Consider the following 23,927-nt stretch of genomic DNA (forward strand, 5'->3'; position numbering starts at 1 on the left):
CACCTCACACGGCGCACCGGCGGCGCCGCCCGGCGGGGACACGGACAGGGCTGTCGGGGCCGGACGTTAGAGTCGGGCCGTGAGCGCCCCGTCCGGTCCGGCCCCCGTCGATCGGGCGTCCGGCATGCAGGACGGGCCGCCGCTGCTGGACGGCCGGTACCGGCTCGGGCCGGTGATCGCCCGCGGCGGCATGTCCACGGTGCACCACGGGACGGACACCCGGCTGGACCGCGCGGTCGCGATCAAGGTCATGGATCCGACGATGGCCGCGGACCCGGCGTTCCGGTCCCGGTTCGGCCGCGAGGCGCGGCTGGCCGCCCGCATCGGCCACCCGGCCGTCGTCGGTGTGTACGACCAGGGGGCCGTCCGCGCCGGCGAGCTCGGCCCCGGCACCGAGGCGACGCTGTTCCTGGTGATGGAGCTCGTGCCCGGCGGCACGCTGCGCGACGTGCTGCGGGCCCGCGGACCGGTCGGGCTCCCGGCCGCCGTGCGGGTGCTGGACCCGGTGCTGGACGGGCTCGCCGCCGCGCACCGGCTCGGCATGGTGCACCGGGACGTGAAGCCGGAGAACGTGCTGATCGCGCCGTCCGGCGAGGTCAAGGTCGCCGACTTCGGGCTGCTGACGGCCGCCGCGGAGGCCGGCGTCAGCCACGCCGGGATGATCCTCGGGACGATGGCCTATCTCTCTCCCGAGCAGGTCACGACGGGCCGGGCGGACGCCCGCAGCGACGTCTACGCGGCCGGGATCGTGCTCTACGAGCTGCTCACCGGCGTGCCGCCGTACCAGGCGGACAACCCGCTGTCGGTCGCCTACCGGCACGTGAACGACGACGTGCCGCCGCCGTCGGACCGTGTCCCCGGCCTGCCGCCGGAGATCGACGCGATGGTCGCCCGCGCGACCGACCGGGACCCGGAGCGGCGTCCCGCCGACGCCAACGGGTTCCGCGCCGAGCTCGCCGCCGTCGCCTCGCGGCTGGGGCTGCCCGCCGGTTCGGTTCCCCGGCCGCCGGTCGCGCCGGACCGGGACACGGTGCCGGCGTCGCCGCGGCGGGTCCATCCGTCCGACGGTGCCGCCGCCGGCCCGTCCGGCACCCGGGCGGTGACCGCGCTCGGCGGTCCCCCGGTCGTGCCCACCGGGGAGCCGGAGGGCCTGACCCGGTCCGAGCTGCGCGGCGCACGTCAGCGCGGCCGCCGGGTGTTCGCGCTGTGGCTGGTCGTGCTGCTCCTGGTCGGCCTGCTCGCGGGCGCCGGGGCGTGGTGGGTCGGCTCCGGCCGGTGGACGACGGTGCCCCAGCTCGCCGGCGTGGACCGCGCGCGGGCGACGGCCCTGCTCACCGAGGCCGACCTGACGCCGTCGGTCACCGAGCGGGCGGACGACGCGGCCGCGCCGGACACCGTCGTTGCCGGGGACCCGCAGACCGGCACCCGGATCCTGCGCGGCTCGACGGTCACGCTGACGATCTCCACCGGGCCGCCCCGGGTCCCGGACGTGCTGGCGGGCAGCCCGGTCGCGGTCGCCGAGGACATGGTCAAGCGGTCCGGGCTCACCCCGGTCCGCTCGAACGCGGCCGACGTCTACAGCGACGCGGTCCCGCAGGGCGCCGTCGTCCGGACCGACCCGCCGTCGGGCACCGCGGCGAAGGCGGGCGACGCGGTCACGCTGGTGCTCAGCCGCGGCCCGGAACCGGCGCCCGCTCCCGCCCCGGCTCCGGAACCGGAGCCGGCGTCGGCGTCGGCGTCGGTGCCGTTCGTGGTCGGGAAGAAGGCCGACGACGCCGTCGACGAGCTCAAGGCCGCAGGGTTCGACGTCGAGGTGGACCGGTCGTTCCCGTTCCTGCGCGGGCGCGAGGGCACCGTCGTGTCCCAGGATCCGCGCCCGGGTGAGGACGCGGAACCGGGCGACACGGTCACGGTGAAGGTGTTGTGACCCGGTCCCGCGACGCCCGGCGGGCGGCCGGCCGGAGCAGCACCGTGCCGAGCACGACACCGAACAGCGCTGCGTGCGCGATCTTTCCCCGGGGCCTCACGATCTCCGGACGGTCCGTCACCGACGGACTCAGTCGCGCAGCATCTCCGCGACCAGGAACGCCAGCTCCAGGCTCTGCTGCGTGTTCAGGCGCGGGTCGCAGGCGGTCTCGTAGCGGCCGGCCAGGTCGGTGTCCGAGATCCGCTGGGCGCCGCCGAGGCACTCCGTGACGTCCTCCCCGGTGACCTCGACGTGGATGCCGCCCGGGTGCGTGCCGAGCGCCTGGTGCACCTCGAAGAAGCCCTGCACCTCGTCGACGATCCGGTCGAAGTGCCGGGTCTTGTAGCCGGTCGTCGACTCGTGGGTGTTGCCGTGCATCGGGTCGCACTGCCAGATGACCTTGTGCCCGCCCGCCGTGACCTTCTCGACGATGGCCGGCAGCACGTCGCGGACCTTGTCGTTGCCCATCCGGCTGATCAGCGACAGGCGTCCCGGCTCACCCCGCGGGTCGAGACGCTCGACGTACTCGCTCGCCTGCTCCGGCGTCGTCGTCGGGCCGATCTTGAGCCCGATCGGGTTGGCCAGCAGCTCCGCGAACGCGATGTGCGCGCCGTCGAGCTGGCGGGTGCGCTCGCCGATCCAGAGCATGTGCGTGGACAGGTCGTACAGCTTGGGGCGGTCGCCCTCGACCCGCTCCAGGTCCAGGCGCAGCAGGGCCCGCTCGTAGTCCAGCAGCAGGGCCTCGTGGCTGGCGTAGAACTCGACGCTGTGCAGGTTGTGGTCCTGCACGCCGCACGCGTCCATGAACCGGACCGCGCGGTCGATCTCCGCCGCGACCGCCTCGTACCGCACACCCGCCGCGGACGTCCGCACGAAGTCCTTGTTCCAGTCGTGCACCTTCGTCAGGTCGGCCAGCCCGGCCGCCGTCAGGCCGCGGACCAGGTTCATCGCCGCGCTCGCGTTGGCGTAGGCGCGGATCATCCGCGACGGGTCGGGCACGCGCGCCGCTGCGTCCGGGGTCAGCGCGTTCACGATGTCGCCGCGGTAGGACGGCAGTCCCATCGCGTCGGTGTCCGAGCTGCGCGGCTTCGCGTACTGGCCGGCGATCCGGCCCACCTTCACGACCGGCATCGACGCGCCGTAGGTGAGCACGACGGCCATCTGCAGCAGCGTCCGGATCGTCGCCCGGATGTGCGGCTCGGTGTTGTCGACGAACGTCTCCGCGCAGTCCCCGCCCTGCAGCAGAAACGCGCGCCCCTCCGCGACCTCGGCCAGCCGCGACTGCAGCCGGTCCACCTCCGGCGGCAGGACCACCGGCGGGACGCTCTCCAGGACGGTCCGGACGTTGCCGACCGCCTCCGGGTCGGGCCATGCGGGCTGCTGCGCGGCGGGACGGGAGAGCGCGTCGTCCAGCCCGGAGCGCAGGTCCGCTGGCAGCGGCGGCAGCTCGGGGAGGACGTCGATCGGAGCGTCGACGGACCAGTTCACGCCCCCAGCCTAGGAGGTCGCGCGACCGGAGCCGACCGTACCCACCGGCCCGATGGCGCCGACGGCCGCTTCGATCGCGTCCCAGCGCAGCAGGTTCAGCCGTGCGTCGGCGAGCGCGTCGTGCGCGTCCGACGACGGCGGCGGCAGATCGGGACGTCCGGCGTCCTCCCAGCGCTGCCGCAGCTCGCGCGTGAACCGTGGTAGCGCGCGTGGCAGCGCGGGCATCGCGCCCCACAGCTGGCACAGCGCGACGTGGTCGTACGCGGCGATCCAGGCCCACAGCTCCACGTCGCCGGGTGCGCCGGTGAGGAACGCGAGCAGGTCCTCGCGGATCTGGGCCCGTGAGCGCCACGCCGTGTCGGACGGGGAGGGGAGCTTCGGCAGCACGTTCGCGCGCACCCACTTGCCGGCCCGCGCGGGATCGAACTCGGTGGACACCGCGTAGAACTCGCGGCCGTCCTGCCCCACCGCCCCGATCGAGACCAGCTCGATCGTCGTGCCGTCCTCGATGAACTCGCAGTCGTAGAAGAATCGCATCCTTGCCCTGTTCCGTATCCGGCCTCGGGCCGGGCGTCCACCCTGGCACACCGACGGCGATCCCGACCGGGTCGGGCCGCGTACCGTCCGGGCGGTGACCGAGATCGCCCGGACGACGGCCCGGATCGCGCTGGGCGTGTTCCTGCTGGTCGCGGGCGTCGCGCACCTCGTGATCCCGGACGAGTTCCGCGCCCAGGTCCCGCCGTTCCTGCCCGCGCCCGGCGCGATCGTGTTCGTGTCCGGCCTGGTCGAGCTCGTTGCCGGTGGTGCGGTGCTGCTCACACCCGTTCGACGACGGCCGTGGGTCGGCCTGGCCGTCGCGGCGCTGTTCGTCGTCGTGTTCCCGGGCAACGTGTCCCAGTACGTCACCGGCAGTGCCGCGTTCGGCCTCGACACCGACGGCGCACGGGGGTTACGCCTGCTGTTCCAACCGGTACTGGTCGCCTGGGCCGTCTGGGCGTGCGGGACGTGGCCGCTGCTGCGCCGTTCGGCCCGCCGCACCCGTCTCAGCGCACGCTGATCCGCAGTTCGCACGCGGCTCCGGAGAACGCGCGTGTCCGGGCAGGCGCGTTCTCCGGACCCGACCGCGTTCTGCGGACCCGACCGCGTTCTGCGGACCACAGCGCGTTCTGCGAACCACAGCGCGTTCTGCGAACCACAGCGCGTTCTGCGAACCACAGCGCGTTCTGCGAACCACAGCGCGTTCTGCGAACCACAGCGCGTTCGCCGGATCACCGCCCGTCCCTGATGCGCGGTCGGGACGCGCACGCCGGCCGGACACAGCTCAGCCGGTCACCGGCCCGTCAAGGACTGCGAAGGGATGATCCGCTGTTTGCGCTCGAAACGGGCAGACGCGCCCGTTTGGGCGCACGCGTTGTCCTAACCCACGAGCGTTCTCCGGATCACCGTGCGTCCGCCAGGCCACCGCGCGTCCCGTCACACACCGCGATCACGTCCGGCTTGGCAGCCCACCGGCCCGTCCTCGACGCGCTGTGATCCGCTGTTCGCGCACCGACCGGGCGGACGCACGCGCCGAGGCCCGCGCATCCGCCGGAACAGCGCGCGCCCGCCGGATCAACGGGCGTCGGCGGGGTCACCGCCGCGTCAGGCACGCGATCGGGCATACACCAGGATCATGGCGCAGCTCAGCAGCCCACCGGCCCGTCCTCGACGCGCTGTGATCCGCTGTTCGCGCTCGAATCGGGCGAACACACGCGCCCGGGCACGCGCGTTCTCCGGATCACCGCGCGTTCTCCGGATCACCGCGCGTTCTCCGGATCACCGCGCGCCGGGTGGAGGCGAACCGGCAGCTCAGCTCGCCTTCGAGTCCGGGATCTGCGGGTCCGGGCGGGACGCGGCCGCGGCGGCCTTCTCCTTGACCGACGTCGCGTAGAGGTCGACGTAGGTCTGCTCGGAGAGCTCCATCAGGTTGTACATGATCTCGTCGGTCATCGACCGCTCGATGAACCGGTCCCCTGCCATGCCCTCGTAGCGGGCGAAGTCCATCGGCTCACCGATCCGGATGCGGACCTTGCGGGGGCGCCACATCCGCGAACCGATCGGGTTGACCTTGTCGGTGCCGATCATGGCCACCGGTATGACCGGGACGTTCGCCTCCAGGCTCATCCGGGCCACGCCGGTCTTGCCCTTGTACAGCCGCCCGTCGGGCGAGCGGGTGCCCTCCGGGTAGATGCCGAGCAGCTTGCCCTCGCCGAGCAGGCGGGTCGCGGTGTCCATCGCGGCGCGCGCGGCCGAGCCGCCGGACCGGTCCACCGGCACCTGCCCGACGCCGGTGAAGAACTGCTTCTTGAACCATCCACGCAGACCCGGCTCGGTGAAGTACTCCCGCTTGGCCAGGAACGTGATCCGGCGCGGGACGAGCAGCGGCAGGAAGAACGAGTCGACGACGGCGAGATGGTTGCTGGCCAGAATGGCGCCGCCGCGCTCCGGGATGTTCTCCAGCCCCTCGATCTCGGGCCGGCAGAACAACCGCATCAGCGGCCCCAGCAGCACGAACTTGGACCACCAGTACAGCACCCGCGCTGCCTCCTCGCCTACTCGCCAGCCCAGCCTACGGACGGCGACCTCCGACCGCGACAAGGGGCTCCCACCCACCCGACCCCGGCACGACGCGTTCGGCAACCGGTCACCGCACGGTTCACCGCGGGCCGGGCGCATGTCAGGATGTGCGCGGCGTCGGGAACGCGCCCGCGCGTGCACGACGGCCGGCGAGGAGGACGACCATGGACGTCGGAGTGCGGCATGCCGGTCGCCCGTGGGTCGCCCCGTGAACCGCGAACCCGACGAGAGCTGCGGCGACGACGCGTCGCGGTCGTCGGACGACGAGTTCGACCGGATCGTCGCCGCCTGGCGCGACGAGGGCTCGGTGCCGGACTGGCCGGACGTCCCGCCGCCCGCAGCGGCCCCGGACCCGCCGCCGGTGCACCGCCCCGGCCCGGCCGAGTCCGAGGACGACGACCACTACCACCCGCCGGAGCCACCGCCGCTGCCCCGGCCGGGGCCACCGGCCGTCGTCGGAGCCGGGTTGATCATCCTGGGCATCGTGCTGATCGCGGTGCCGGAGACACTGGGCCTGTCCAGCCTCTACGGGTTGCCGCTCGGCCTGCTCGGCATCGCCGCCGGACTGACCTGGCTGGTCATGCGCATGTGGCCGTCGCACGAGGCGGACGACCCGCACGACGGCGACGACGACGGCGCCGTCCTGTAGGTCAGCCGACGCCCACCGGGGCGAGCTCGCCGGCCAGCTTCCCGGCGTCCGGCGTGCTGATCACCAGCTCGTGGTAGCCGAGCTGCCCGTCGAACCCGTCGCGGACGACGAGGTGCAGCGCGGGCACCCAGCGGCGCGCGCTGACCCACCGCCGCGTCGACGTGCCCAGACCCCACCGGCCGATCTTGATCACGCCGGTCACGCCGAGGCCGACGCGCCCGACACCGGTGACCGCCGCCCGCGTCGGGTGCTCGACCGCGACGACCGACGCGATCTCGCTGCGCGGCACCACCAGCCGGGTGCGTCCTCCGCAGCAGAGCCGCTCGAACCGGTTGAGCGTGACCGTGACGGCGTGCGCGTCGATGTGAACCGTTGCCATCTCCACCCCCTAGACTCTTCCTGACATCGATATTATTACCAGAGTTGGGAATATTCAAGTGGCGTCCCTCGCCGACCTGCTGCACCAGCCCGTGCGGTGGCGTGTCGTCCAGGCCCTGATCGGCCGCTCGCTGACCACCGCGGAGCTGGGCGAGGTGCTGTCCGACGTCCCGACGACGACGCTGTACCGGCACGTCGCCGTGCTGGTGAAGGCGGACGTCCTGCGGGTGACCGACGAGCGGCGCGTCCGCGGCGCGACCGAGCGGACCTACGAACTGAACTCCGCGGCCGCCGACTCCGACAACGAGGCGCCCGACCGGGACCGGCTCCGGACGATGTTCACCGTCTACCTCGCCGGGCTGGCCGGCGACTTCGACCGCTACCTCGACCGCGACGACGTCGACCCGGTCCGCGACGGTGTCGGCTTCCGTCAGGCGGCGGTGTGGCTCTCCGACGAGGAGCTCGCCGAGGTGCAGCGACGCTCGCTCGAGGCCGTCCAGCCGTACCTGGACAACGGCCCCGGACCGGGCCGGGTCCGGCGGATCCTGTCGAACGTCCTGATGCCGGGCGACTGACGCCCGGTCAGGCCGCGTCGCGGGCCAGCGTCGCGGCCCCGACGACGGCGGCCGCTCCTCCGAGCTGCGCCGTGCGGATGCGGGCCAGCGGACGGTTCCCGGACCCGGTCGCGATGCGCGCGTAGTGCTCCCGCGCCTCGTCCAGGAACAGCGGCGCGGACGCGGACACCCCGCCACCGACGATCACCAGGTCCGGGTCGAACACGTCGGCGACCAGGGACAGGCCCTCCCCCAGCCAGCGGCCGAGGTCGCGCACGGCGCGGCGGGCCAGCGGATCGCCCTCGCGCGCGGCGGCGGCCACGCGCTGCCCGGTGATCCGTCCCGGGTCGGCGGCGGCCTCGCGGGCCAGACCGGACGGGCCGGGGTCCGCGGACACCATCTCCAGCGCCGTCGTCGCCAGCGCCGTGCCGCTGCAGTAGCGCTCCCAGCATCCGCGCTTGCCGCACGGGCAGGCGCGGCCGTCCGGCACCACCCGCAGGTGCCCCAGCTCGGGCGCGACGCCGTGCGCCCCGCGGAACAACCGCCCGTCGAGCAGCAACGCGTTGCCGATTCCGGTGCCGAGCGCGACCAGCACGGTCACCGACGAACCCGCCGCCGCACCGAAGCGTCGCTCCGCCAGTGCGGCCGCGTTCGCGTCGTGCTCGACGACGACCGGCAGGCCGACCCGCTCCGCGATCCGGGCGGCGACCGGCGCGTCCCGCCAGCTCAGGTGCGGCGCGTAGCGCACGAGCCCGCGGCCCGCGTCGACGAACCCGGCCAGCGCCAGCCCGACGGCGGCGACCGGGTGCCGGGCGCGCAGCTCGCCGACGGTGGACGCGATCGCCTCCTCCAGCGCGGAGTCGGTGCGCGGTGTGGGCGCCCGCGCCGTGTCGCAGACCTCGCCGTTCTCGTCGACGACGCCCGCGCGCACGCTCGTGCCGCCGACGTCGACGCCGACCGTCAGCCGGGACGTCACCGGCGGTGCACCGTGATCCGCTGCACCGAGCGTCCGTGCGCGCTGGGCACCCGCGCCGCGTACCCGTTCCCGTTCCCGTTCGCGTGGCCGTCGCCGTTGCCGTTGCCGTTGCGGGTGGCCGGGCCCGGACGGGGCGCGGCCGCCGGCTCGTCGGCCTCCAGAACGGCCGCGAGCACGGCCACCAGCCCGGTCGCGTGCTCGGCCAGCTGCGCGGCCAGCTCCGAGCGCTCCCCGCGCAGCACCGCGACGACGGCGCAGACCGGGCAGGCCTGGCAGGCTCCCGCCGACCCGGGCTCCGGCTCGGCGCCCTCGCGCAACGGCTCGACGGCGGCGCGCAGCCGTTCCAGCAGCACGAGTGCCGTCCGGCGGAGGTCGGAACCCATGCCGGCGTGCGCGCCGCACGTGTTCTGCCCGCTCACGTCATCCACGTCTTCGGGTCGGGCCGGAACGTCACCTCGAGGCGCGCGTCGCGTCCGGAGCCGACGAGCTGGGCTCCGACGGCCTCGCAGCGGCGCAGCACCGACGGCAGCGCGACCACCCGGCGCGTCATGCCCAGGCCGATCACCATCTCGTCGCCGACCCTGGCGAGGTCCAGCGGCGCGTCCTCGGATCCGGGCAGCGCGACCGTCATCTCGAACTCGCTGTCCGCCGACACTCCGTGCCCCGCGGTGCGCTTGAGCTGCAGCAACGGGCGGGCGGAGCCGGTCGGGCCGGACTCGGGGACCGGGTCGTCGTCGCCGTAGAGGGAGCGGGCGAGCTCGCGCAGCGCGTCGGTGCCGGTCGGCTCGGCGGCCGTGTAGCGCACGGCGTGCACCGGGACGTCACCGCCGAGCTGCGCCAACTCGGCCAGCACGGCCTGCTGCTCGCCGTGCCGCTCGCGCAACCAGCGCGCCGCGGGTCCGCGCAGCGACGGCGGAGGCCCTGGCATCACCCGGTTCGCGACCAGCGCGTCCACCCGCAGCTCGTGCAGGGCGAGCGCGGTCAGCGTGCGCCGCGTCTCCGCGGCGACCACCCGCTCCGGCGTGAGCACCAGCCGGATGCTGGTGCGGGAGCGGTCGCCGAGCATCTCCCGCAGACCGGACAGCTGCTCGGCGAGCAGGCCGAGCGCGTCCACCGTGCGTTCCCAGCCCGCGCCGTCGGCCTTGGCCCCGGCCAGGTTCGCGACCAGGCCGCGGACCGCCCGCCGGTGCGCCGGGAACAGCCGCTCCAGGTAGCCGGCCAGCGCCTCCGGCAGCGTGAGCAGCCGCAGCGTCTCGGCCGTCGGACCGCAGTCGACGACGAGCACGTCGTACTCGCCGGAGTCCGCGAGGCGCTGCACCTCGGCCAGCGCCAGCAGGTCCTCGACGCCCGGCAGGACGGTCAGCTCGTCGGCGACGAGCTCGTCGACACCGGCCCCGGCGATGATCGTCCGCAGGTGCTCCTGCAGGTCGCCCCACGCACCCTCGAGCAGGACGCGGGCGTCGATGTGGGCGGCGAACAGGGACGGCTCGATCTCGGTCGGGTCGGGTCCGAGCTCGGTGCCCAGCGCGTCGCCGAGCGAGTGCGCCGGGTCGGTCGAGACGACCAGCACCTTGCGTCCGGATCCGGAGAGCATGGCGGCGGTCGCCGCGGCCAGGGTGGTCTTGCCGACCCCGCCCTTGCCGGTGAACAGGACGACGCGCACGCCGGGAGCGTAACGATCGCCGTCGGCGCGCCCGATCGGGACCCGCCGGGCCGTCACCCCTTCTCGACGCGCCGCTTGAGCCCCTTCAACGCCGTGTCGATGATCACTTTCTCGGCCTTGCGTCGGAGCATCCCGATCATCGGGAAGTTGACCTCCACCGAGAGCTTGTACGTCACGGTGGTCGCCCCGCCGTCCGCGACGAGCTCGTAGGACCCGTCCTGGGCCTTCTGGATGCCGCCCTTGACGAGGTTCCAGGACACCGAGCGGTCGTCGGCGGCCCAGTCGTAGTCCAACGTGTACGTGTCCTTGATCGCGCCGGCGTCCATCGAGAACTTGACGCGGCCGGCGCGGCCGCCGGTGCCGGCGTCGAGCACCTCGACGTCGCGGACCTGGTCGGCCCACTCGGGGTACGACTCGAAGTCGGCGATCACCGCCATCACCTGGTCCGGCGGCGCGGAGATGGTGATGGAGGAGGAGGTCGCGTCGGCCATGCCGGGGAGGCTATCCGGTGCTCACCATCGCAGCACGTAGGGCTGCTCGGTCAGCCGGAAGTGGCCGACGTTCACGCACTCCGTGTCCCCCACCCGCCTGCGCTGCGCCAGCGGCTGGTGCACGTGCCCGAACAGGGAGTGCGACGGGCGGTCGACGGCGATGCGGTTCCGCAGGGCCGGGCTGGCGCCCTCGCGGCGGCGGGCGACGACGTCGTAGGCCAGGTCCGGCACGCCGGGTGGCGCGTGGCTGCACAGCACGTCCACCGGCCCGAGCGCCGAGACGGTCGCGTCGAACTCCTCGTCGACGATGAAGTGCGGCTGCCACGGGCCGGAGTTGCGCGCCGGCATCCCGGGCGGCAGCGGGACGCCGCCCACGAAACCGAAGCGCAGGCCGTCGATGACGTCGACGGAGTTGTCCACCAGCGACACCGACGTGTCGGTGGGCCAGATCTCCGGCATGTCGACGTTGCCGGGGATCGCCCACACCGGCACGTCGAACTTGTCCAGCACGGCGAACGTGCGGGCGTAGTGCGCGGCGACCTCCTCACGCACGACCTCGCGTGGGTTGTCGAAGCGCGACCAGGCGTCCTCGAGCAGCTCGACCATCGCGGCCCGCTCGCCGGACCCGCGCAGCCGGGTGAACGCGGCCGTGACCTCGGCACCGAGCAGCCGTCCCATGATCCCCAGCTCGGGGTTCCGGTAGTCGACGAACTCCAGGAGGTCGCCGAGCACGATCAGCCCGTCGGCGCCGTCCGCGGCGCGGGCCAGTGCGCGGTCGTTCCCGTGGACGTCGGAGACCACGTGCAGACGCATCGGCGCTGACGTTACCCGTGCCGATTCTCGTTCCGCTGGCGCTTCTCCCGGTGCTCGGGCGGCTCACCGGCCGGACGTCCGCCCTCGAGATCGCGTTTGAGGGCGAACGCGATCCGCTTGGCGTCGCGCTGGCGCCTGCGGCCCTCGTCGCGGTCGGCCCTGGCGTCGCGACGGATCTCGGCGCGGGTCCGGCGCCGGTCCCGCCCTGCCGGGTCGACGCGCAGGAAGTAGTGCAGGACGGTGCCGTCGAGCACCTGCTCCAGCCACACCTCCATGGTGCCGACGCGCTCGCCGACGACGGTCCAGCGGACACCCTGCGCGCCGCGGTCGGTCATCAGCTCGACGTCCAGGTCGGGCCAGAACCGGGACCACGCGGCCGGATCGGCGAACACGGTGGCGACGCGCTCGCGGGGCACGGCCAGGAACGTCTCGTCGACGACGTCGATGGCGGGCATCCGCCCAGCTTCCCGCATGGCCGTCATCGCTGCTCCGGCCCCGTGTGTAACAACGGTGATGTCCGAAACGACCGGATTTCCACGGGTCCCTGCCGTGGCGGGGTCCGGACAGGTAACTTGACTGCCAAGTAACCTGCCGACGATCGCCAGGAGGTCGAGTCCGTGCGTGAGTACAGCGTTCCCGCTGTGGTGTCCGTCGGTGATCAGGAGAATCTCGCCGACGCCGTGTTCGTGAACGCGGCGGAGCACCCCGACGCGGTGGTCTACCGCCGCCGTGACGCCGCGGGCCGGTGGAACGACGTGTCCGCGTCCGCGTTCGCCGCGGAGGTCACCCGGGTCGCCGCCGGGCTGGTCGCCAGCGGCGTCCAGGCCGGGGACCGGGTCGCGGTCCTGTCCCGCACGCGCTACGAGTGGTCGCTCGTCGACTACGCGATCCTCGCCGCTGGCGCGGTGACCGTGCCGATCTACGAGACGTCCTCGCCGGACCAGATCGCGTGGATCGTGTCCGACTCCGGAGCGGTCGGGATCGTGGTGGAGACCGACGAGCACGCGAAGTCCGTGGAGAAGGTGCGCGCCGAGCTGACCGGCCTGCGCACGATCTTTCAGATCGACACCGATGCCGGGCCCGGCGCGGTCGAGCAGCTCACCGCGCTCGGCTCGGACGTACCGGACGCCGACGTCGACGCCCGCCGCCAGGCGGTGCGCAGCGACGACCTGTGCACCCTGATCTACACCTCGGGCACCACCGGACGGCCCAAGGGCTGCGAGCTCACCCACCGGAACATGATCGCCGAGGTCCGCACGATCAACTCGGTGTTCCCGGAGCTGCTCACCGAGGGCGGCTCGGTGCTGCTGTTCCTGCCGCTCGCGCACGTGTTCGGCAAGGCGATCCAGTGCGGCGCGATGAACACCCGCACGATCGTCGGCCACACCCCGGACGTGAAGAACCTGCTGTCGGACCTCGGCGAGTTCAAGCCGTCGTTCCTGCTCGCCGTGCCGCGGGTGTTCGAGAAGGTCTACAACGGCGCGCGCCTCAAGGCCCACAACGAGGGCAAGGGCAAGATCTTCGACGCGGCCGCGGACACGGCGATCGCGTACAGCAGGGCGCTCGACGAGGGCGGCCCCGGTCTGCTGCTCAAGGCCAGGCACGCGCTGTTCGACAAGCTCGTCTACGGCAAGCTGCGCGCCGCCACCGGCGGCAACGTGAACGCGGCCGTGTCCGGAAGCGCGCCGCTCGGCGATCGTCTCGGCCATTTCTTCCGCGGCATCGGCCTGCCGGTGCTGGAGGGCTACGGGCTCACCGAGACCTCGGCCGGGATCACGATCAACACTCTTGCTCACCAGAAGATCGGGACGGTGGGTAAGCCGGTGCCGGGCTGCGCGGTCCGGATCGCCGAGGACGGGGAGATCATGCTCTCCGGCGACATCGTGTTCCGCGGCTACTGGAACAACGCCTCGGCCAGCTCGGAGGCGATCGAGGACGGCTGGTTCCACTCCGGCGACATCGGGGAGCTCGACGACGCGGGCTTCCTGAAGATCACCGGGCGGAAGAAGGAGCTGATCGTCACCGCGGGCGGCAAGAACGTCGCCCCGGCCGTGCTCGAGGACCGGCTGCGGGCGCACCCGCTCGTCGGGCAGTGCCTGGTCGTGGGTGACCAGAAGCCGTTCATCGCGGCGCTGGTCACCATCGACCCGGAGGCCCTGCCGGGCTGGCGCGAGCGCAACGGCAAGCCGGCGGGCGACGGTGCCGACGCGGGCGACCTCGTCGACGACCCGGAGCTGCGCGGTGAGATCGCGGCGGCGGTCGAGGAGGCCAACCAGGCCGTCTCGCGGGCCGAGCAGATCCGCAAGTTCCGGATCCTGCCGCACGACTTCAGCGAGGCCAGCGGTGAGATGACGCCGACGCTGAAGGTCAAGCGGAACGTCGTCGTGCAGAACTACGCGGCGGACATCGAGGCCGTGTACGAGACGGCGTCGCAGAAGAGCTGACGCCCGACGCGCCGTCGTCCTCGGCGCGTCGGCCGTGATCGGCGGCAGCGTCCGGATGGTGGCCGTATACGGCCACCATCCGGACGCGACCGCCGATCATCGCGTCGGAGCGGTCCACCTCGCGGCCATCTCGCCGGCATGATCGCCGATCCGGTGGGGACCGGCCACCGACGGCCGCAACGACACCGGAACGGCGATCACGGCCGACCACCGCCCCGCAACGGCCCCGCCCGCGGGCGGGATCCGGCCCGCCACGATCGCCGACCCGGCGCACGACCGGCCATTGTCGGCCGAAACGACGCCGGAACAGCGATCACCCGCCCGGCGCCGCGGCCGTCGGGCAGCCGGCATCGACTCGACCGGCACATCTCGCCGCACCCCGGCTCCGGTACGCCGCACACCCCGTCGCGGCTGCCGCACCCTCGGCCGGCGTGTCGCACCTGCAGCGCGGGGTGCGCACGCCAGCGCGGGGTGCCGCACGCCAGCCCGGGGTGCCGCACGCCAGCCCGGGGTGCCGCACGCCAGCCCGGGGTGCCGCACGCCAGCCCGGGGTGCCGCACGCCAGCCCGGGGTGCCGCACGCCAGCCCGGGGTGCCGCACGCCAGCCCGGGGTGCCGCACGCCAGCCCGGGGTGCCGCACGCCAGCCCGGGGTGCCGCACGCCAGCCCGGGGTGCGCAGGCCCGGGCCGGCGGACGGGACGGCGACGACCGGGGCCTCGTCAGGTCCGGGCCGGCGCGGTTCCGTGCAGGAAGCCGAGCAGGCGTTCGGCCTGGGCCGGGCCGCTCCAGTTGCGGACGATCCGGTCCCGGCCGGCCTCGCCCATCCGCGCCGCACGGTCCGGGTCGGACAGCAGGCCGGCCAGGCGGTCGGTCAGCGCCACCGGGTCACGACCACCGACGACGAAACCGGTCCGGCCCTCGTCGACGGTCTCCGGGGCCCCTCCGGAGTCGCCGACGACGACCGGGAGCCCGCACGCCGCCGCCTCCAGCGCGACGATGCCGAGCCCCTCGACGTCCAACCCTCCGCCGCGGGTCCGGCAGGGCAGAGCGAACACGTCGGCCGCGGCGTGATGCGCGGCCAGCTCGTCCGGCGGGACGCCGCCGGTGATCACGACGTGGTCCCCGACGCCGTGGCGCTGCGCCAGCCGCTGCAGGCGCTCGCGGTACGGACCGCCGCCGACGAGCAGCAACCGGGCGCCGGGCACCCGCTCGCGCAGCGCGGGAAGGACCTCGATCAGCGTGTCCTGCCCCTTGCGCGGCACCAGCCGGGACACGCATCCGACGACCGCCGCGTCACCCAGGCCGTACCTCTCACGGATCTCCTTGCGTGCCTGCGGGTCCGGGGCGAACCGCGCGGTGTCGACGCCGGGCGGCAGGTGTTCCAGCGCGGCCTGCGGGCCGAACGCGGACGCGAACCGCGAGCGGGTGTACCGGGAGACGACGGTCAGCACGTCCGCGTCGTCGCCGATCCGGCGCAGCGCCGAACGCGCGCCGGGCAGCATCGACCAGCCGACCTCGTGGCCGTGCGTGCTGGCGACGACGCGCTCGATCCCGGCCCGCCGTCGCAGCACCGGGCCGAGCAGTGCGAGTGGCGCGGCCGCGCCGAACCAGGCCGACCGCGCACCGTGCTCGCGGGCGATCGCGACGGCCCGGCGGGCGACGTCCGGGACCGGGATCATCAACGACGTGGGGTGCCGCACGACGGGGTACGGCTGGGCGCGGTCGAACTCCTCGGCGCCGCGCCAGGCGGGTGCGTAGACGACGAGCTCGTCGGCGGGGAGATCGCCGGCGAGCGCGTGCAGGTAGTTCTGGATGCCCCCGGTGCGCGGCGGGAAGTCGTTCGTCACCAGGAGAGTGCGGGCCACGGGCGGACGGTACCGGCCATGGGTGCACGGCACGGAGAGTGCGGGGCCGCACCATCCGGAGCGGACGGTACCGGCCATGGGTGCACGGCACGGAGAGTGCGGGGCCGCACCATCCGGAGCGGACGGTACCGGCCATGGGTGCACGGCACGGAGAGTGCGGGACCGCACCATCCGGAGCGGACGGTACCGGCCATGGGTGCACGGCACGGAGAGTGCGGGACCGCACCATCCGGAGCGGACGGTACCGGCCAGGGGCGCACGGCACGGAGAGTGCGGGACCGCACCATCCGGAGCGGACGGTGACGCCCGGCCTCCGGACGATCTGTTCGGGCTCCCGGGAGCCGACCGGGGCGGTGGCCGCGCCACACGCGCCGGAGCGCGTCGGGGAGGGCCGGCCACCGCCCGATCGTTGGGGAGCGGACTGTCCGCGCCTCTCGCCGTTCGCTGGGCCGTACGGGTGGTCGGGACCACTCGACGACGACTCCCGGTGAGAGGACCGTGCTGTTCAGGTGAACGAGCGCGGGGTACCGGCGGTTACGGATCGGCAACGAGAGATTTCGAAGGAATCCTGAACGACCCGATCTCCTGCCTGTGAGCTGCGACGACGCGGTTTTGTCGGTGGGTGGCCCTACCGTGCGCGGCAGAACGGGATCGACGAGATAGGAGGCGCGACGTGCTCATCGACTGCGACCGCTGCGAGGTCCGGAACATCGCCTGCGGCGACTGCGTCATCGGTGTGCTGCTCCGCACGCCGGAGGAGGACCGGCCGGTCCCCTACCTTCCGGTCGACCTGCCGGAGCCGACGTTCCGCGAGGAGCCGCTCGAGCTGGCCGAGCCGGAACGGCGGGCGCTGGAGGTGCTGGCCGACCAGGGCCTGATCCCCCGGCTCCGCCTGGTGCAGAGGCTCGACCCGCCGCCGGCGCGCGCCGCGGGATGACGGCGGCTCGCACGGCCCGGGCGCCCCGGCCGCTCCGGCAGCTCAGGCCGCTCTGAGTCGCTGCAGCAGCACGGCCGACGGGACGGTGTGCGCTCCGCGGCGGCGGACCGAGCGCACGACCTCCTGGTCGGACGTCGCGACGAGCAGTGGCCGGCCGCGCGGCTCCGCGGCGACCAGGTCACGCACGACGTCGTCGGCCAGGACGTCCGGTTCGCTGAACAGCACCCGCACACCGCGCGTGCCGTGCAGCGGGGCCGCGACGACGGCGGCTCCGTCGAACACGACGGTGATCTCGATGCCGGTGCGGGAGCGGAGCGCCGCGAGCTGGGTGACCAGCCGGGTGCGTTGATCGGCGAGTGGGAGGTCCGGATACCCGGTCTTGCTGACGTTGTAGCCGTCGACGACGAGGTGGACGGCCGGCAGTGCGAGCAGCGAGTCGAGGGAGGCGAGATCGTCGACGGGTGTGCCGCCGGCGGACGTGATCCCGCGCGCACCGCGGACCGTGTCGCCGGGGCGTGGACCGTCCCCACCCAGCGACAGCTCGCGACGCATCCCGTTGACCGCGCCGCCGAGTGTGTCCAGCAACAGGCTGAGCCGGACCTCGTCGCCCTGGCGGGCCTCGCGGGCGGCCTGCCGCGCGGCTGCGACCTCGCGGGCGGCGCGTTCGGACTTGCGCCGCTCCTGCTCGAGCGCGTCCTGCAACCTCGTGCACTCGGCGCGCGCCTCGTCGACACGCTCGTCGGAGCCGGACCGCAGGCGGGCGACGGTCTCCTCCAACTCCGTTCGTGCGTCGGTGGCCGCACGCAGCTTGGTTCCCTGGTCGCTGACCGTGCGGCGCAGCTGCTGGTACTCCGCCTCGCGGTGCTGCGCGGCCGTCCGTGCCTGGTCGCGGGCCTCGACGAGCTCGCCGCGCAGCCGCTCCATCTCGGCCGTCAGCTTGTCGACGCGCGCCAGCGCCTCGTCCCGTTCGGCCCGTACCTCGCCCAGCTCCCCGTGCCGCTCGGCCGCCGCCACCAGACGAGGTGCGTCGTGCGCACCGGTCAGCAGTGCTGCTGCTGCGGCGTCCAGCCGGTCGTCGGCCGTCGTGGTCAGCTCGCCGGGCCGCTCGGCGGTCCACCAGGCCACGACGGCGGTGCGGAACACCTCGCTGCGCTCCAGCTCGGCGCACAGCACCGTGCCCCCGAGCCGCGCCCGCTTGGCCGGCGTGAACCGCGCGAACCGCCGCAACGACGCGGGCACGTCCGCCTGTGACATGCCGCCCAACGCCGTGGCGCCGATCTCGGCCAACCGCGTGCGCAGGGGGTCGGGCATCTGCGTCCAGGGATCGAGCTCGACCTCCGGTTCGGTGTGGGCGCCACCGGAAGCAGCGTCGTGCGCCGCCACGCCATCCGCCGCCACGCCGTCGAGTGCAGCGTCGTCGGATGTGCCGCCATCGAGCGCGCCGCCATCGGACGCGCCGCCATCGAGCGCGCCGCCGTCGGACGCGCCGCCATCGACTGCGCCGCCATCGACTGCGCGGCCGACCGCCTCGGCCGTGACGTCGGGCGTCGGGCCACCGGCTCCCACTGCCGCACCGTCCGGGGCCAAGGCATCGTCGACCGCGTCCGAACCGACGGGCCCCAGGTCGGCCTCCTCCACGGCGGCGGTCGAGTCGCCGGACACGGGCTCGGCCGTGACCGGAGAACTCGAGGTCGCGGCTGAACCGCCCGCCCCCACGGTGCCCGACGGAGCCATCGCGCGGCCACCGGCGTCGGCGGCACCACCCGGGATCGTGGCGTCGGGCGACGCATCGGCACGCGGGTGTCCGTGTGCGCGCTGCTCGTCGGCCGACATCTGGACAGGTTATCCGCCTTGTCCGGCACCGGCCATCGATTGACGCGAGGGTGGCGCGTCCTGCTCGTCGGCACCGGGCGGGGCGCCCGCGGCAGCGTCCGACCGGGTCATCGATACCCCGGCTCACCCGTTGATCGCCACGAGGGGCCGGTCGACCGCCCGGGCCGATCGAGCGTCACGTTCCGGCGACCACGGGCGGATCCGAAACGCCATGGCGTGCCGCTGATCCGCGGACCGGGGCGCTTCGGGAGACCGGAGCAGGCCGGAAACTGTCGGTGGTCCGTCCTACCTTCCGGGCGTGCCCGCACGACCACCCGCGTCGGCCGCTCCCCCGCGCCGCACAGACGCCATCCGTTCCGAGTCCGCGCGGACCGGACCCGCCCGGCCCGGACCACAGGGCCCCGCGTCGGACGGCCCCTCGCCGGCTCGCGCCACACCGCACCCCCCTGACCGGACGGGGCCGCACGGCCCGGCCCCGCAGCTCTCGTTCGACGAGCTGGGGACGCCGTTGCGGGAGGTCACCTTCGTCGTGCTGGACCTGGAGACCACCGGCGGGAGCGCGCGACGGGACGGGATCACCGAGGTCGGTGCCGTGAAGGTGCTCGGCGGCGAGAGGATCGGGGAGCTCGCGACGCTCGTCGACCCCGGCATGCGGGTCCCGGCCGACGTGACGGCGCTGACCGGCATCACGACGTCGATGGTCGGGCAGGCGCCCCCGCTGTCCGCGGTGCTGCCGTCGGTGCTCGACTTCCTGTCCGGGTCCGTGCTGGTGGCGCACAACGCGCCGTTCGACAGCGGGTTCCTGCGTGCGGCGTGCGCGGCGCACGAGCGCCCGTGGCCCCGGCCGCCCGTCCTCTGCACGGCCCGGCTGGCGCGCGCCGTGCTCGCCCGCGACGAGTGCCCGAGCGTCCGTCTCGGCGCGCTGGCCCGGCACTTCGGCTGCACCGTCGAGCCGAACCACCGCGCGCTGACCGACGCGCGGGCGACCGTCGAGGTACTGCACCACCTGTTCGAGCGGATCGGCGACCTCGGTGTCCAGAGCCTCGAAGAGCTACTGGCGCTGGTCCGCGACGCGCGCCCGCACCGGCCGACCCCGCACCAGCGGCAGAAACGCAGGCTCGCGCAGAACGTGCCGTCGAAACCGGGCGTGTACCTGTTCCGCGGGGACCGGGACGAGGTCCTCTACGTCGGCACCAGCGGCGACCTGCACCGCCGCGTCCGCAGCTACTTCACCGGCGGTGAGCGTCGGCGGCGCATCCGGGACATGGTGGCCCAGGCCGAACGGGTGGACACGGTCGTCTGCGCGCACGCGCTGGAGGCCGGGATCCGCGAGCTTCGGCTGATCGCGGCGCACCGGCCGCGCTACAACCGTCGCTCCCGCAATCCCGGCCGGCAGTGGTGGGTGACCGCGACGGCGGAGGCGTTCCCCCGCCTGTCGATCGTCGCCGCGGCCCGCGACGGCGCGCTCGGACCGTTCCCGTCGCAGCAGGTGGCGACGGACGCCGTCGACGTCGTGCTGGACGCGCTCCCGATCCGGCGCTGCACGCAGCGGATCTCCGCGCGGAAGCCGTCCGGGACGCCGTGTGCCCTGCACGAGCTGGGGTGCTGTGCCGCCCCCTGCGCCGGGCTCCAGTCGGCCGTCGAGTACGCCCCGGCCGTCGACGGCTGGCGTGCACTCGTGGGTGGGCGCGACGACGGGGCCCTGCACGAGCTCTCCGGCACGCTGGACCGGCACGCCGAGCAGGGCCGCTACGAGAGCGCCGCCCGGATGCGGGACCGGCTGGGGAGCCTGGTCTCCGGCCTGGACCGGGCCCAGACGCTGGCCGGCCTCGCCGCGCTGGAGGAGGTCGTCGGGGCGCGACCGGACGGCCGGGGCGGGTGGGAGATCGCCGTCCTGCGCCACGGCAGGCTCGCCGCCGCCGGGAACGCGCCGCGCGGGGTCCGGCCGATGCCGGTGGTCGAGTCGTTGCGGACCGGTGCGCAGGTCGTGCTTCCCGACGACGGGCCGCTGCGCGGGGCTCCGCCGGAGGAGGTCCGGCTGCTGCACCGGTGGCTCACGACGGGCGGCACCCGCCTGGTCCGCTGCGACCCGCCGTGGGCCGAACCCGCGCACGGTGCCGGCGCCTGGCGGGAGTGGGCCGAGCGCGCCCGCGCCGCGGGCCATGAGACCGGCGTCACCGGCCCGGACGAGGCGCGAGACGACCGGCGCGCAGACCGACGCTAGACACCGCCCTGCCCGGGTGGGTGGACCGTCGCGCCGACCCGGTGCCGTGCCCCGACCGGGGCCGCGGCCCAGGGGCGCCGCGCCCCACGGGCGCCGCGCCCCACGGGCGCCGCGCTCGACGGGCCGCGTCGGTTCCGGGCATACAGAATCCGTACGACCGTGCCGCGCGACCCACCGCGTCGGCCCACCGCGTCGGCCCACCGCGTCGACCCACCGCGTCGACCCACCGCGTCGACCCACCGACAGCAGCCGGCCCGGAACGGCGCCGCTGCCGCGCGCCTGACGCGTTCTGCACTAGCCTCGCGCGGGCCACCGGCTGACGGCCGGAACCCGGCCGAGGAGAGGGAGAGCCCGTGATCACCGCGATCGTGCTGGTCCACGCCGCCGTCGACCGGATCCCGGAGACGGCACAGGCGATCGCCGACCTGGACGGGGTGTCCGAGGTGTACTCCTGCGCGGGAGACGTCGACCTCGTCGCGATCGTCAAGGTCCGCGAGCACGAGCAGCTGGCCGAGGTGATCGCCGGACGGCTCAGCAAGATCGAGGGCGTGGTGGCGACCGACACGCACATCGCGTTCCGGTCCTACTCCAGGGCCGACACCGACGCCGCGTTCTCGATGGGCCTGGACTGAGCGGCGCCGGACGGACCGCGTGAGATGACGCTGGTGGTTCCCCCGGCCACGCGGTGGGGCAACTGACGTCATCTCACCCGGGGCCGCCCAGGACGCAGACCCGATCGGGTGAATATCAGGCGGCGAGGCGGGTGGAGAGCTCCGCCCACCGGGCGAGCAGGTCGGCGGACGCACCGGAGTCGATCGCCTCGGCGGCACGGCCGAGTGCCGCGGACACCGCGCCCTCCAGGTCGGCGGGACCGTCGACGCCGTCGTACGCGGCGAGCGCGCCGGCGGCGTTGAGCAGCACGGCGTCGCGCACCGGCCCGGGCTTGCCGGCCAGCAGCTCGCGCACGACCTCGGCGTTGTGTGCCGCCGTCCCGCCACGCAGGTCCTCGCGGGTCGCCGGACGGATCCCCAGCACCGACGGGTCGAGCGTCGCCTCCCGCACGGTGCCACCTGCCGTCGACCACACCGAGCTCGTGGTCGTCGTCGTCAGCTCGTCGAGCCCGTCGTCGCCGCGCACGACCAGTACGGACCGGCCGCGCCGGGCGAACACCTCGGCCATGATCGGGGCCAGCCGCCGGTCCGCGCAGCCGATCAGGCCCGCGTCCGGCTGGGCCGGGTTGCTGAGCGGGCCGAGGACGTTCATCGCGGTCGGCACCCCCAGCTCGCGGCGCACGCCACCGGCGTAGCGCATCGCCGGATGGAACGCCTGGGCGAAGCAGAAGCCGACGCCCAGCTCACGCACGCAGGTCTCGACGGCGTCCGGGGTCAGCTCGATCGCGACGCCCAGATGCTCCAGCACGTCGGCCGTGCCGGCCTGCGACGACGCCGCCCGGCCGCCGTGCTTGACCACCGGCACACCCGCGCCCGCGACGACGAGCGCGGCCATCGTCGAGATGTTCACCGTGTGCGCCTGGTCGCCGCCGGTCCCGACGACGTCCACCGCGCGCCCCGGCACCTCCACCCGCAGGGCGTGCGCGAGCATCGCGTCGGCCATGCCGGAGATCTCGGCCGCCGTCTCCCCCTTGGCGCGCAGTGCGACCAGGAACCCGGCCAGCTGGGCGGGGCTCGCCTCGCCGGAGAACGCCTGGTCCATCGCCCAGGCCGCGTCCTCCAGCGCGATGTCCCCGCCGCCCATCAGGCGTCCGAGGACGGCGGGCCAGGTGGGTGCCTCGGGAGCGCTCACCGGTCAGCCGCGGGTGGCGAGGCCCGCGCGGGCCTGCCGCAGCACCTGGGCGACGACCTCGGCGGTCTCCAGCGGGTCGAGCGGGTGCACCAGCACGGCGTCGGCCTGCGACCACGTGCCGAGCCACCGGTCGTCGCGGCGGCGGAGCGTCAGCACGATCGGCGGGCAGTCGTCGACGATCTCCTCGCGCAGCTGCCGGGCCAGCCCGATGCCACCGGTGGGCTGCGCCTCGCCGTCCAGGATGACGAGGTCGACCTCGGCCGCGTCGCACGCCGCGAGCACCTCGGCCACGCCGCCCGCCTCGCGGAACACGACGCGTCCCACATCCGGCGCCGGCCGCCGCCCGACCGCGTTGATGATCGCCTCACGGATCTCGGGGCGGTGGCTGTAGACCAGGATCGTCGACGGCGCGGGCCGTCGTCGGTCCCCGCCCTCGATCTCGCCTGCCGTGCCACCGCTCACCCCTGCGCTCGCCACGGCGCGGATACTAGTGCGTCCGGACGCGCCGCCGAACCGCCCCGGAACCGAGGGCCCACACCCGCCGCCCACCGATCGTGATCCATCGGTGGTTGCCCCGACAGGCTGTAGAAGTTCGCGTGGGGTCATAATGCCCCCGTGACGACAGCGGCACCCAACATCAGCGCGCGGATCCACTCGCTGAACAGGCCCAATCTGGTCAGCATCGGCACGATCGTCTGGCTGTCCAGCGAGCTGATGTTCTTCGCCGGGCTGTTCGCGATCTACTTCACCGCGCGGGCCCAGAACGTCGGCGAGTGGCCTCCCCCGCCGACGGAGCTCGACGTCCCCTACGCGCTCGTCGTGACGATCGTGCTGGTGGCGTCGTCGTTCACGTGCCAGTTCGGCGTCTTCGCGGCCGAGCGCGGCGACGTGTTCGGCCTGCGCCGCTGGTACGTGCTGACGCTGGCGATGGGCACGTTCTTCGTGCTCGGGCAGGCGAACGAGTACCACACGCTGGTCACCGAGCACGACACGACGTTCGCGTCCGGTCCCTACGGCACGGTCTTCTACCTGGCCACCGGGTTCCACGGGCTGCACGTCATCGGCGGGCTGGTGGCGTTCGTCTACCTGCTGATCCGCACGAAGCTGAGCAAGTTCACCCCGGCCCAGGCCACCGCGGCGATCGTCGTGTCCTACTACTGGCACTTCGTCGACGTGGTGTGGATCGGCCTGTTCGCCGTCATCTACTTCATCCGCTAGCGCCCGGGC

Annotated in this window: 22 protein-coding genes and 1 pseudogene; 9 read left to right on the plus strand and 14 right to left on the minus strand. The window is 74.1% G+C overall.

Annotation, left to right across the window (positions count from 1 at the left end; genetic code table 11):
* The first annotated feature begins 79 nt into the window (after positions 1-79).
* Positions 80-1,927 carry a Stk1 family PASTA domain-containing Ser/Thr kinase gene (pknB, locus tag EV378_RS04240; protein ID WP_243653268.1) on the plus strand — a complete coding sequence of 616 codons (1,848 nt, stop codon included), beginning with the start codon at positions 80-82 and terminating at the stop codon, positions 1,925-1,927.
* Between the two features lie 129 nt (positions 1,928-2,056).
* Here pknB and EV378_RS04245 read toward each other — a convergent pair whose 3' ends face one another.
* Positions 2,057-3,454: a class II 3-deoxy-7-phosphoheptulonate synthase gene (locus EV378_RS04245; RefSeq protein WP_132421412.1), complete on the minus strand. Its 1,398-nt coding sequence runs from the start codon at positions 3,452-3,454 to the stop codon at positions 2,057-2,059.
* A gap of 9 nt (positions 3,455-3,463) precedes the next feature.
* Positions 3,464-3,991, minus strand: a complete 528-nt coding sequence (locus EV378_RS04250; protein ID WP_132421413.1) for a polyadenylate-specific 3'-exoribonuclease AS — start codon at positions 3,989-3,991, stop codon at positions 3,464-3,466.
* 94 nt (positions 3,992-4,085) lie between these two features.
* Between EV378_RS04250 and EV378_RS04255 the strand changes: the two genes are divergently transcribed.
* Positions 4,086-4,511 (plus strand): DoxX family protein, encoded by a 426-nt coding sequence (locus EV378_RS04255; protein WP_243653269.1) that lies wholly within the window; start codon positions 4,086-4,088, stop codon positions 4,509-4,511.
* A 791-nt stretch (positions 4,512-5,302) separates the two neighbouring features.
* On the opposite strand, the gene EV378_RS04260 is transcribed toward EV378_RS04255, so the two are convergent.
* Entirely contained in the window at positions 5,303-6,028 is a 726-nt protein-coding gene (locus EV378_RS04260; RefSeq protein ID WP_132421414.1) for a lysophospholipid acyltransferase family protein, read from the minus strand.
* Positions 6,029-6,278: 250 nt separating this feature from the next.
* Here EV378_RS04260 and EV378_RS04265 point away from each other — a divergent pair, with 250 nt between their 5' ends.
* Positions 6,279-6,719: a hypothetical protein gene (locus EV378_RS04265; RefSeq protein ID WP_132421415.1), complete on the plus strand. Its 441-nt coding sequence runs from the start codon at positions 6,279-6,281 to the stop codon at positions 6,717-6,719.
* 1 nt (position 6,720) lies between these two features.
* Here EV378_RS04265 and EV378_RS04270 read toward each other — a convergent pair whose 3' ends face one another.
* On the minus strand, positions 6,721-7,098 hold the full coding sequence (locus EV378_RS04270; protein ID WP_132421416.1) for a hypothetical protein: 378 nt from the start codon (positions 7,096-7,098) through the stop codon (positions 6,721-6,723).
* 58 nt (positions 7,099-7,156) lie between these two features.
* Here EV378_RS04270 and EV378_RS04275 point away from each other — a divergent pair, with 58 nt between their 5' ends.
* Positions 7,157-7,672, plus strand: a complete 516-nt coding sequence (locus EV378_RS04275; RefSeq protein WP_132421417.1) for a helix-turn-helix domain-containing protein — start codon at positions 7,157-7,159, stop codon at positions 7,670-7,672.
* Between the two features lie 7 nt (positions 7,673-7,679).
* Here the strand turns inward: EV378_RS04275 and EV378_RS04280 are convergent, their stop codons facing one another.
* Genes EV378_RS04280 through EV378_RS04305 form a run of 6 tightly spaced genes read right to left on the minus strand, consistent with a single transcriptional unit; the run spans position 7,680 to position 12,049 of the window.
* Positions 7,680-8,627, minus strand: a complete 948-nt coding sequence (locus tag EV378_RS04280) for an ROK family glucokinase (RefSeq protein ID WP_243653270.1) — start codon at positions 8,625-8,627, stop codon at positions 7,680-7,682.
* Positions 8,624-9,046 (minus strand): hypothetical protein, encoded by a 423-nt coding sequence (locus EV378_RS04285; protein ID WP_132421418.1) that lies wholly within the window; start codon positions 9,044-9,046, stop codon positions 8,624-8,626. Before EV378_RS04285 ends, EV378_RS04280 begins: the two co-directional genes overlap by 4 nt.
* Complete coding sequence (locus EV378_RS04290; RefSeq protein ID WP_132421419.1) at positions 9,043-10,290, minus strand: ArsA family ATPase; 1,248 nt, start codon at positions 10,288-10,290, stop codon at positions 9,043-9,045. Before EV378_RS04290 ends, EV378_RS04285 begins: the two co-directional genes overlap by 4 nt.
* Before the next feature lie 53 nt (positions 10,291-10,343).
* Positions 10,344-10,781: an SRPBCC family protein gene (locus EV378_RS04295; RefSeq protein ID WP_132421420.1), complete on the minus strand. Its 438-nt coding sequence runs from the start codon at positions 10,779-10,781 to the stop codon at positions 10,344-10,346.
* A 21-nt stretch (positions 10,782-10,802) separates the two neighbouring features.
* Complete coding sequence (locus tag EV378_RS04300; protein WP_132421421.1) at positions 10,803-11,594, minus strand: metallophosphoesterase family protein; 792 nt, start codon at positions 11,592-11,594, stop codon at positions 10,803-10,805.
* 11 nt (positions 11,595-11,605) lie between these two features.
* On the minus strand, positions 11,606-12,049 hold the full coding sequence (locus EV378_RS04305; protein ID WP_243653271.1) for a polyketide cyclase / dehydrase and lipid transport: 444 nt from the start codon (positions 12,047-12,049) through the stop codon (positions 11,606-11,608).
* A 162-nt stretch (positions 12,050-12,211) separates the two neighbouring features.
* Here EV378_RS04305 and EV378_RS04310 point away from each other — a divergent pair, with 162 nt between their 5' ends.
* A complete protein-coding gene (locus EV378_RS04310; RefSeq protein WP_132421423.1) occupies positions 12,212-14,038 on the plus strand; it encodes an AMP-dependent synthetase/ligase in 1,827 nt (608 codons plus the stop codon).
* A gap of 719 nt (positions 14,039-14,757) precedes the next feature.
* Here EV378_RS04310 and EV378_RS04315 read toward each other — a convergent pair.
* A complete protein-coding gene (locus tag EV378_RS04315) occupies positions 14,758-15,903 on the minus strand; it encodes a glycosyltransferase family 4 protein (protein ID WP_132421424.1) in 1,146 nt (381 codons plus the stop codon).
* Positions 15,904-16,576: 673 nt separating this feature from the next.
* Between EV378_RS04315 and EV378_RS04320 the strand changes: the two genes are divergently transcribed.
* The gene (locus EV378_RS04320) at positions 16,577-16,840 is read left to right on the plus strand and encodes a hypothetical protein (protein ID WP_132421425.1); all 264 of its coding nucleotides are present in this window, start codon (positions 16,577-16,579) and stop codon (positions 16,838-16,840) included.
* Between the two features lie 42 nt (positions 16,841-16,882).
* On the opposite strand, the gene EV378_RS04325 is transcribed toward EV378_RS04320, so the two are convergent.
* Positions 16,883-18,151 carry an NYN domain-containing protein gene (locus tag EV378_RS04325; protein ID WP_132427398.1) on the minus strand — a complete coding sequence of 423 codons (1,269 nt, stop codon included), beginning with the start codon at positions 18,149-18,151 and terminating at the stop codon, positions 16,883-16,885.
* 991 nt (positions 18,152-19,142) lie between these two features.
* On the opposite strand from EV378_RS04325, the pseudogene EV378_RS04330 reads away from it, so the two are divergent.
* Together EV378_RS04330 and EV378_RS04335 are read left to right on the plus strand one after the other, a co-directional pair.
* Positions 19,143-20,897 (plus strand): annotated as a pseudogene (locus EV378_RS04330) (DEDD exonuclease domain-containing protein); the annotation flags it as partial.
* A gap of 353 nt (positions 20,898-21,250) precedes the next feature.
* Positions 21,251-21,529, plus strand: coding sequence for an Lrp/AsnC family transcriptional regulator (locus EV378_RS04335; RefSeq protein WP_132421426.1), 279 nt, complete (start codon positions 21,251-21,253; stop codon positions 21,527-21,529).
* Positions 21,530-21,644: 115 nt separating this feature from the next.
* Here the strand turns inward: EV378_RS04335 and trpD are convergent, their stop codons facing one another.
* Both trpD and EV378_RS04345 read right to left on the minus strand, forming a co-directional pair.
* Entirely contained in the window at positions 21,645-22,700 is a 1,056-nt protein-coding gene (trpD, locus tag EV378_RS04340) for an anthranilate phosphoribosyltransferase (protein ID WP_341540406.1), read from the minus strand.
* Between the two features lie 3 nt (positions 22,701-22,703).
* Positions 22,704-23,099 carry a response regulator gene (locus EV378_RS04345; protein WP_132427404.1) on the minus strand — a complete coding sequence of 132 codons (396 nt, stop codon included), beginning with the start codon at positions 23,097-23,099 and terminating at the stop codon, positions 22,704-22,706.
* 216 nt (positions 23,100-23,315) lie between these two features.
* Here EV378_RS04345 and ctaE point away from each other — a divergent pair, with 216 nt between their 5' ends.
* Positions 23,316-23,918 (plus strand): aa3-type cytochrome oxidase subunit III, encoded by a 603-nt coding sequence (gene ctaE / locus EV378_RS04350; protein ID WP_132421427.1) that lies wholly within the window; start codon positions 23,316-23,318, stop codon positions 23,916-23,918.
* Positions 23,919-23,927 lie beyond the last annotated feature (9 nt).

Origin of the sequence: Pseudonocardia endophytica (genome assembly GCF_004339565.1) — a bacterium.
GTDB lineage: Bacteria > Actinomycetota > Actinomycetes > Mycobacteriales > Pseudonocardiaceae > Pseudonocardia > Pseudonocardia endophytica.

What these genes read in the sequence shown, in the direction of transcription:
- EV378_RS04250 (WP_132421413.1), bottom strand. Translation starts at nt 3,991, where the DNA reads ATGCGATTCTTCTACGACTGCGAGTTCATCGAGGACGGCACGACGATC.
- EV378_RS04305 (WP_243653271.1), bottom strand. Translation starts at nt 12,049, where the DNA reads ATGCCCGCCATCGACGTCGTCGACGAGACGTTCCTGGCCGTGCCCCGC.
- EV378_RS04325 (WP_132427398.1), bottom strand. Translation starts at nt 18,151, where the DNA reads ATGCCCGACCCCCTGCGCACGCGGTTGGCCGAGATCGGCGCCACGGCG.
- EV378_RS04300 (WP_132421421.1), bottom strand. Translation starts at nt 11,594, where the DNA reads ATGCGTCTGCACGTGGTCTCCGACGTCCACGGGAACGACCGCGCACTG.
- EV378_RS04295 (WP_132421420.1), bottom strand. Translation starts at nt 10,781, where the DNA reads ATGGCCGACGCGACCTCCTCCTCCATCACCATCTCCGCGCCGCCGGAC.
- EV378_RS04270 (WP_132421416.1), bottom strand. Translation starts at nt 7,098, where the DNA reads ATGGCAACGGTTCACATCGACGCGCACGCCGTCACGGTCACGCTCAAC.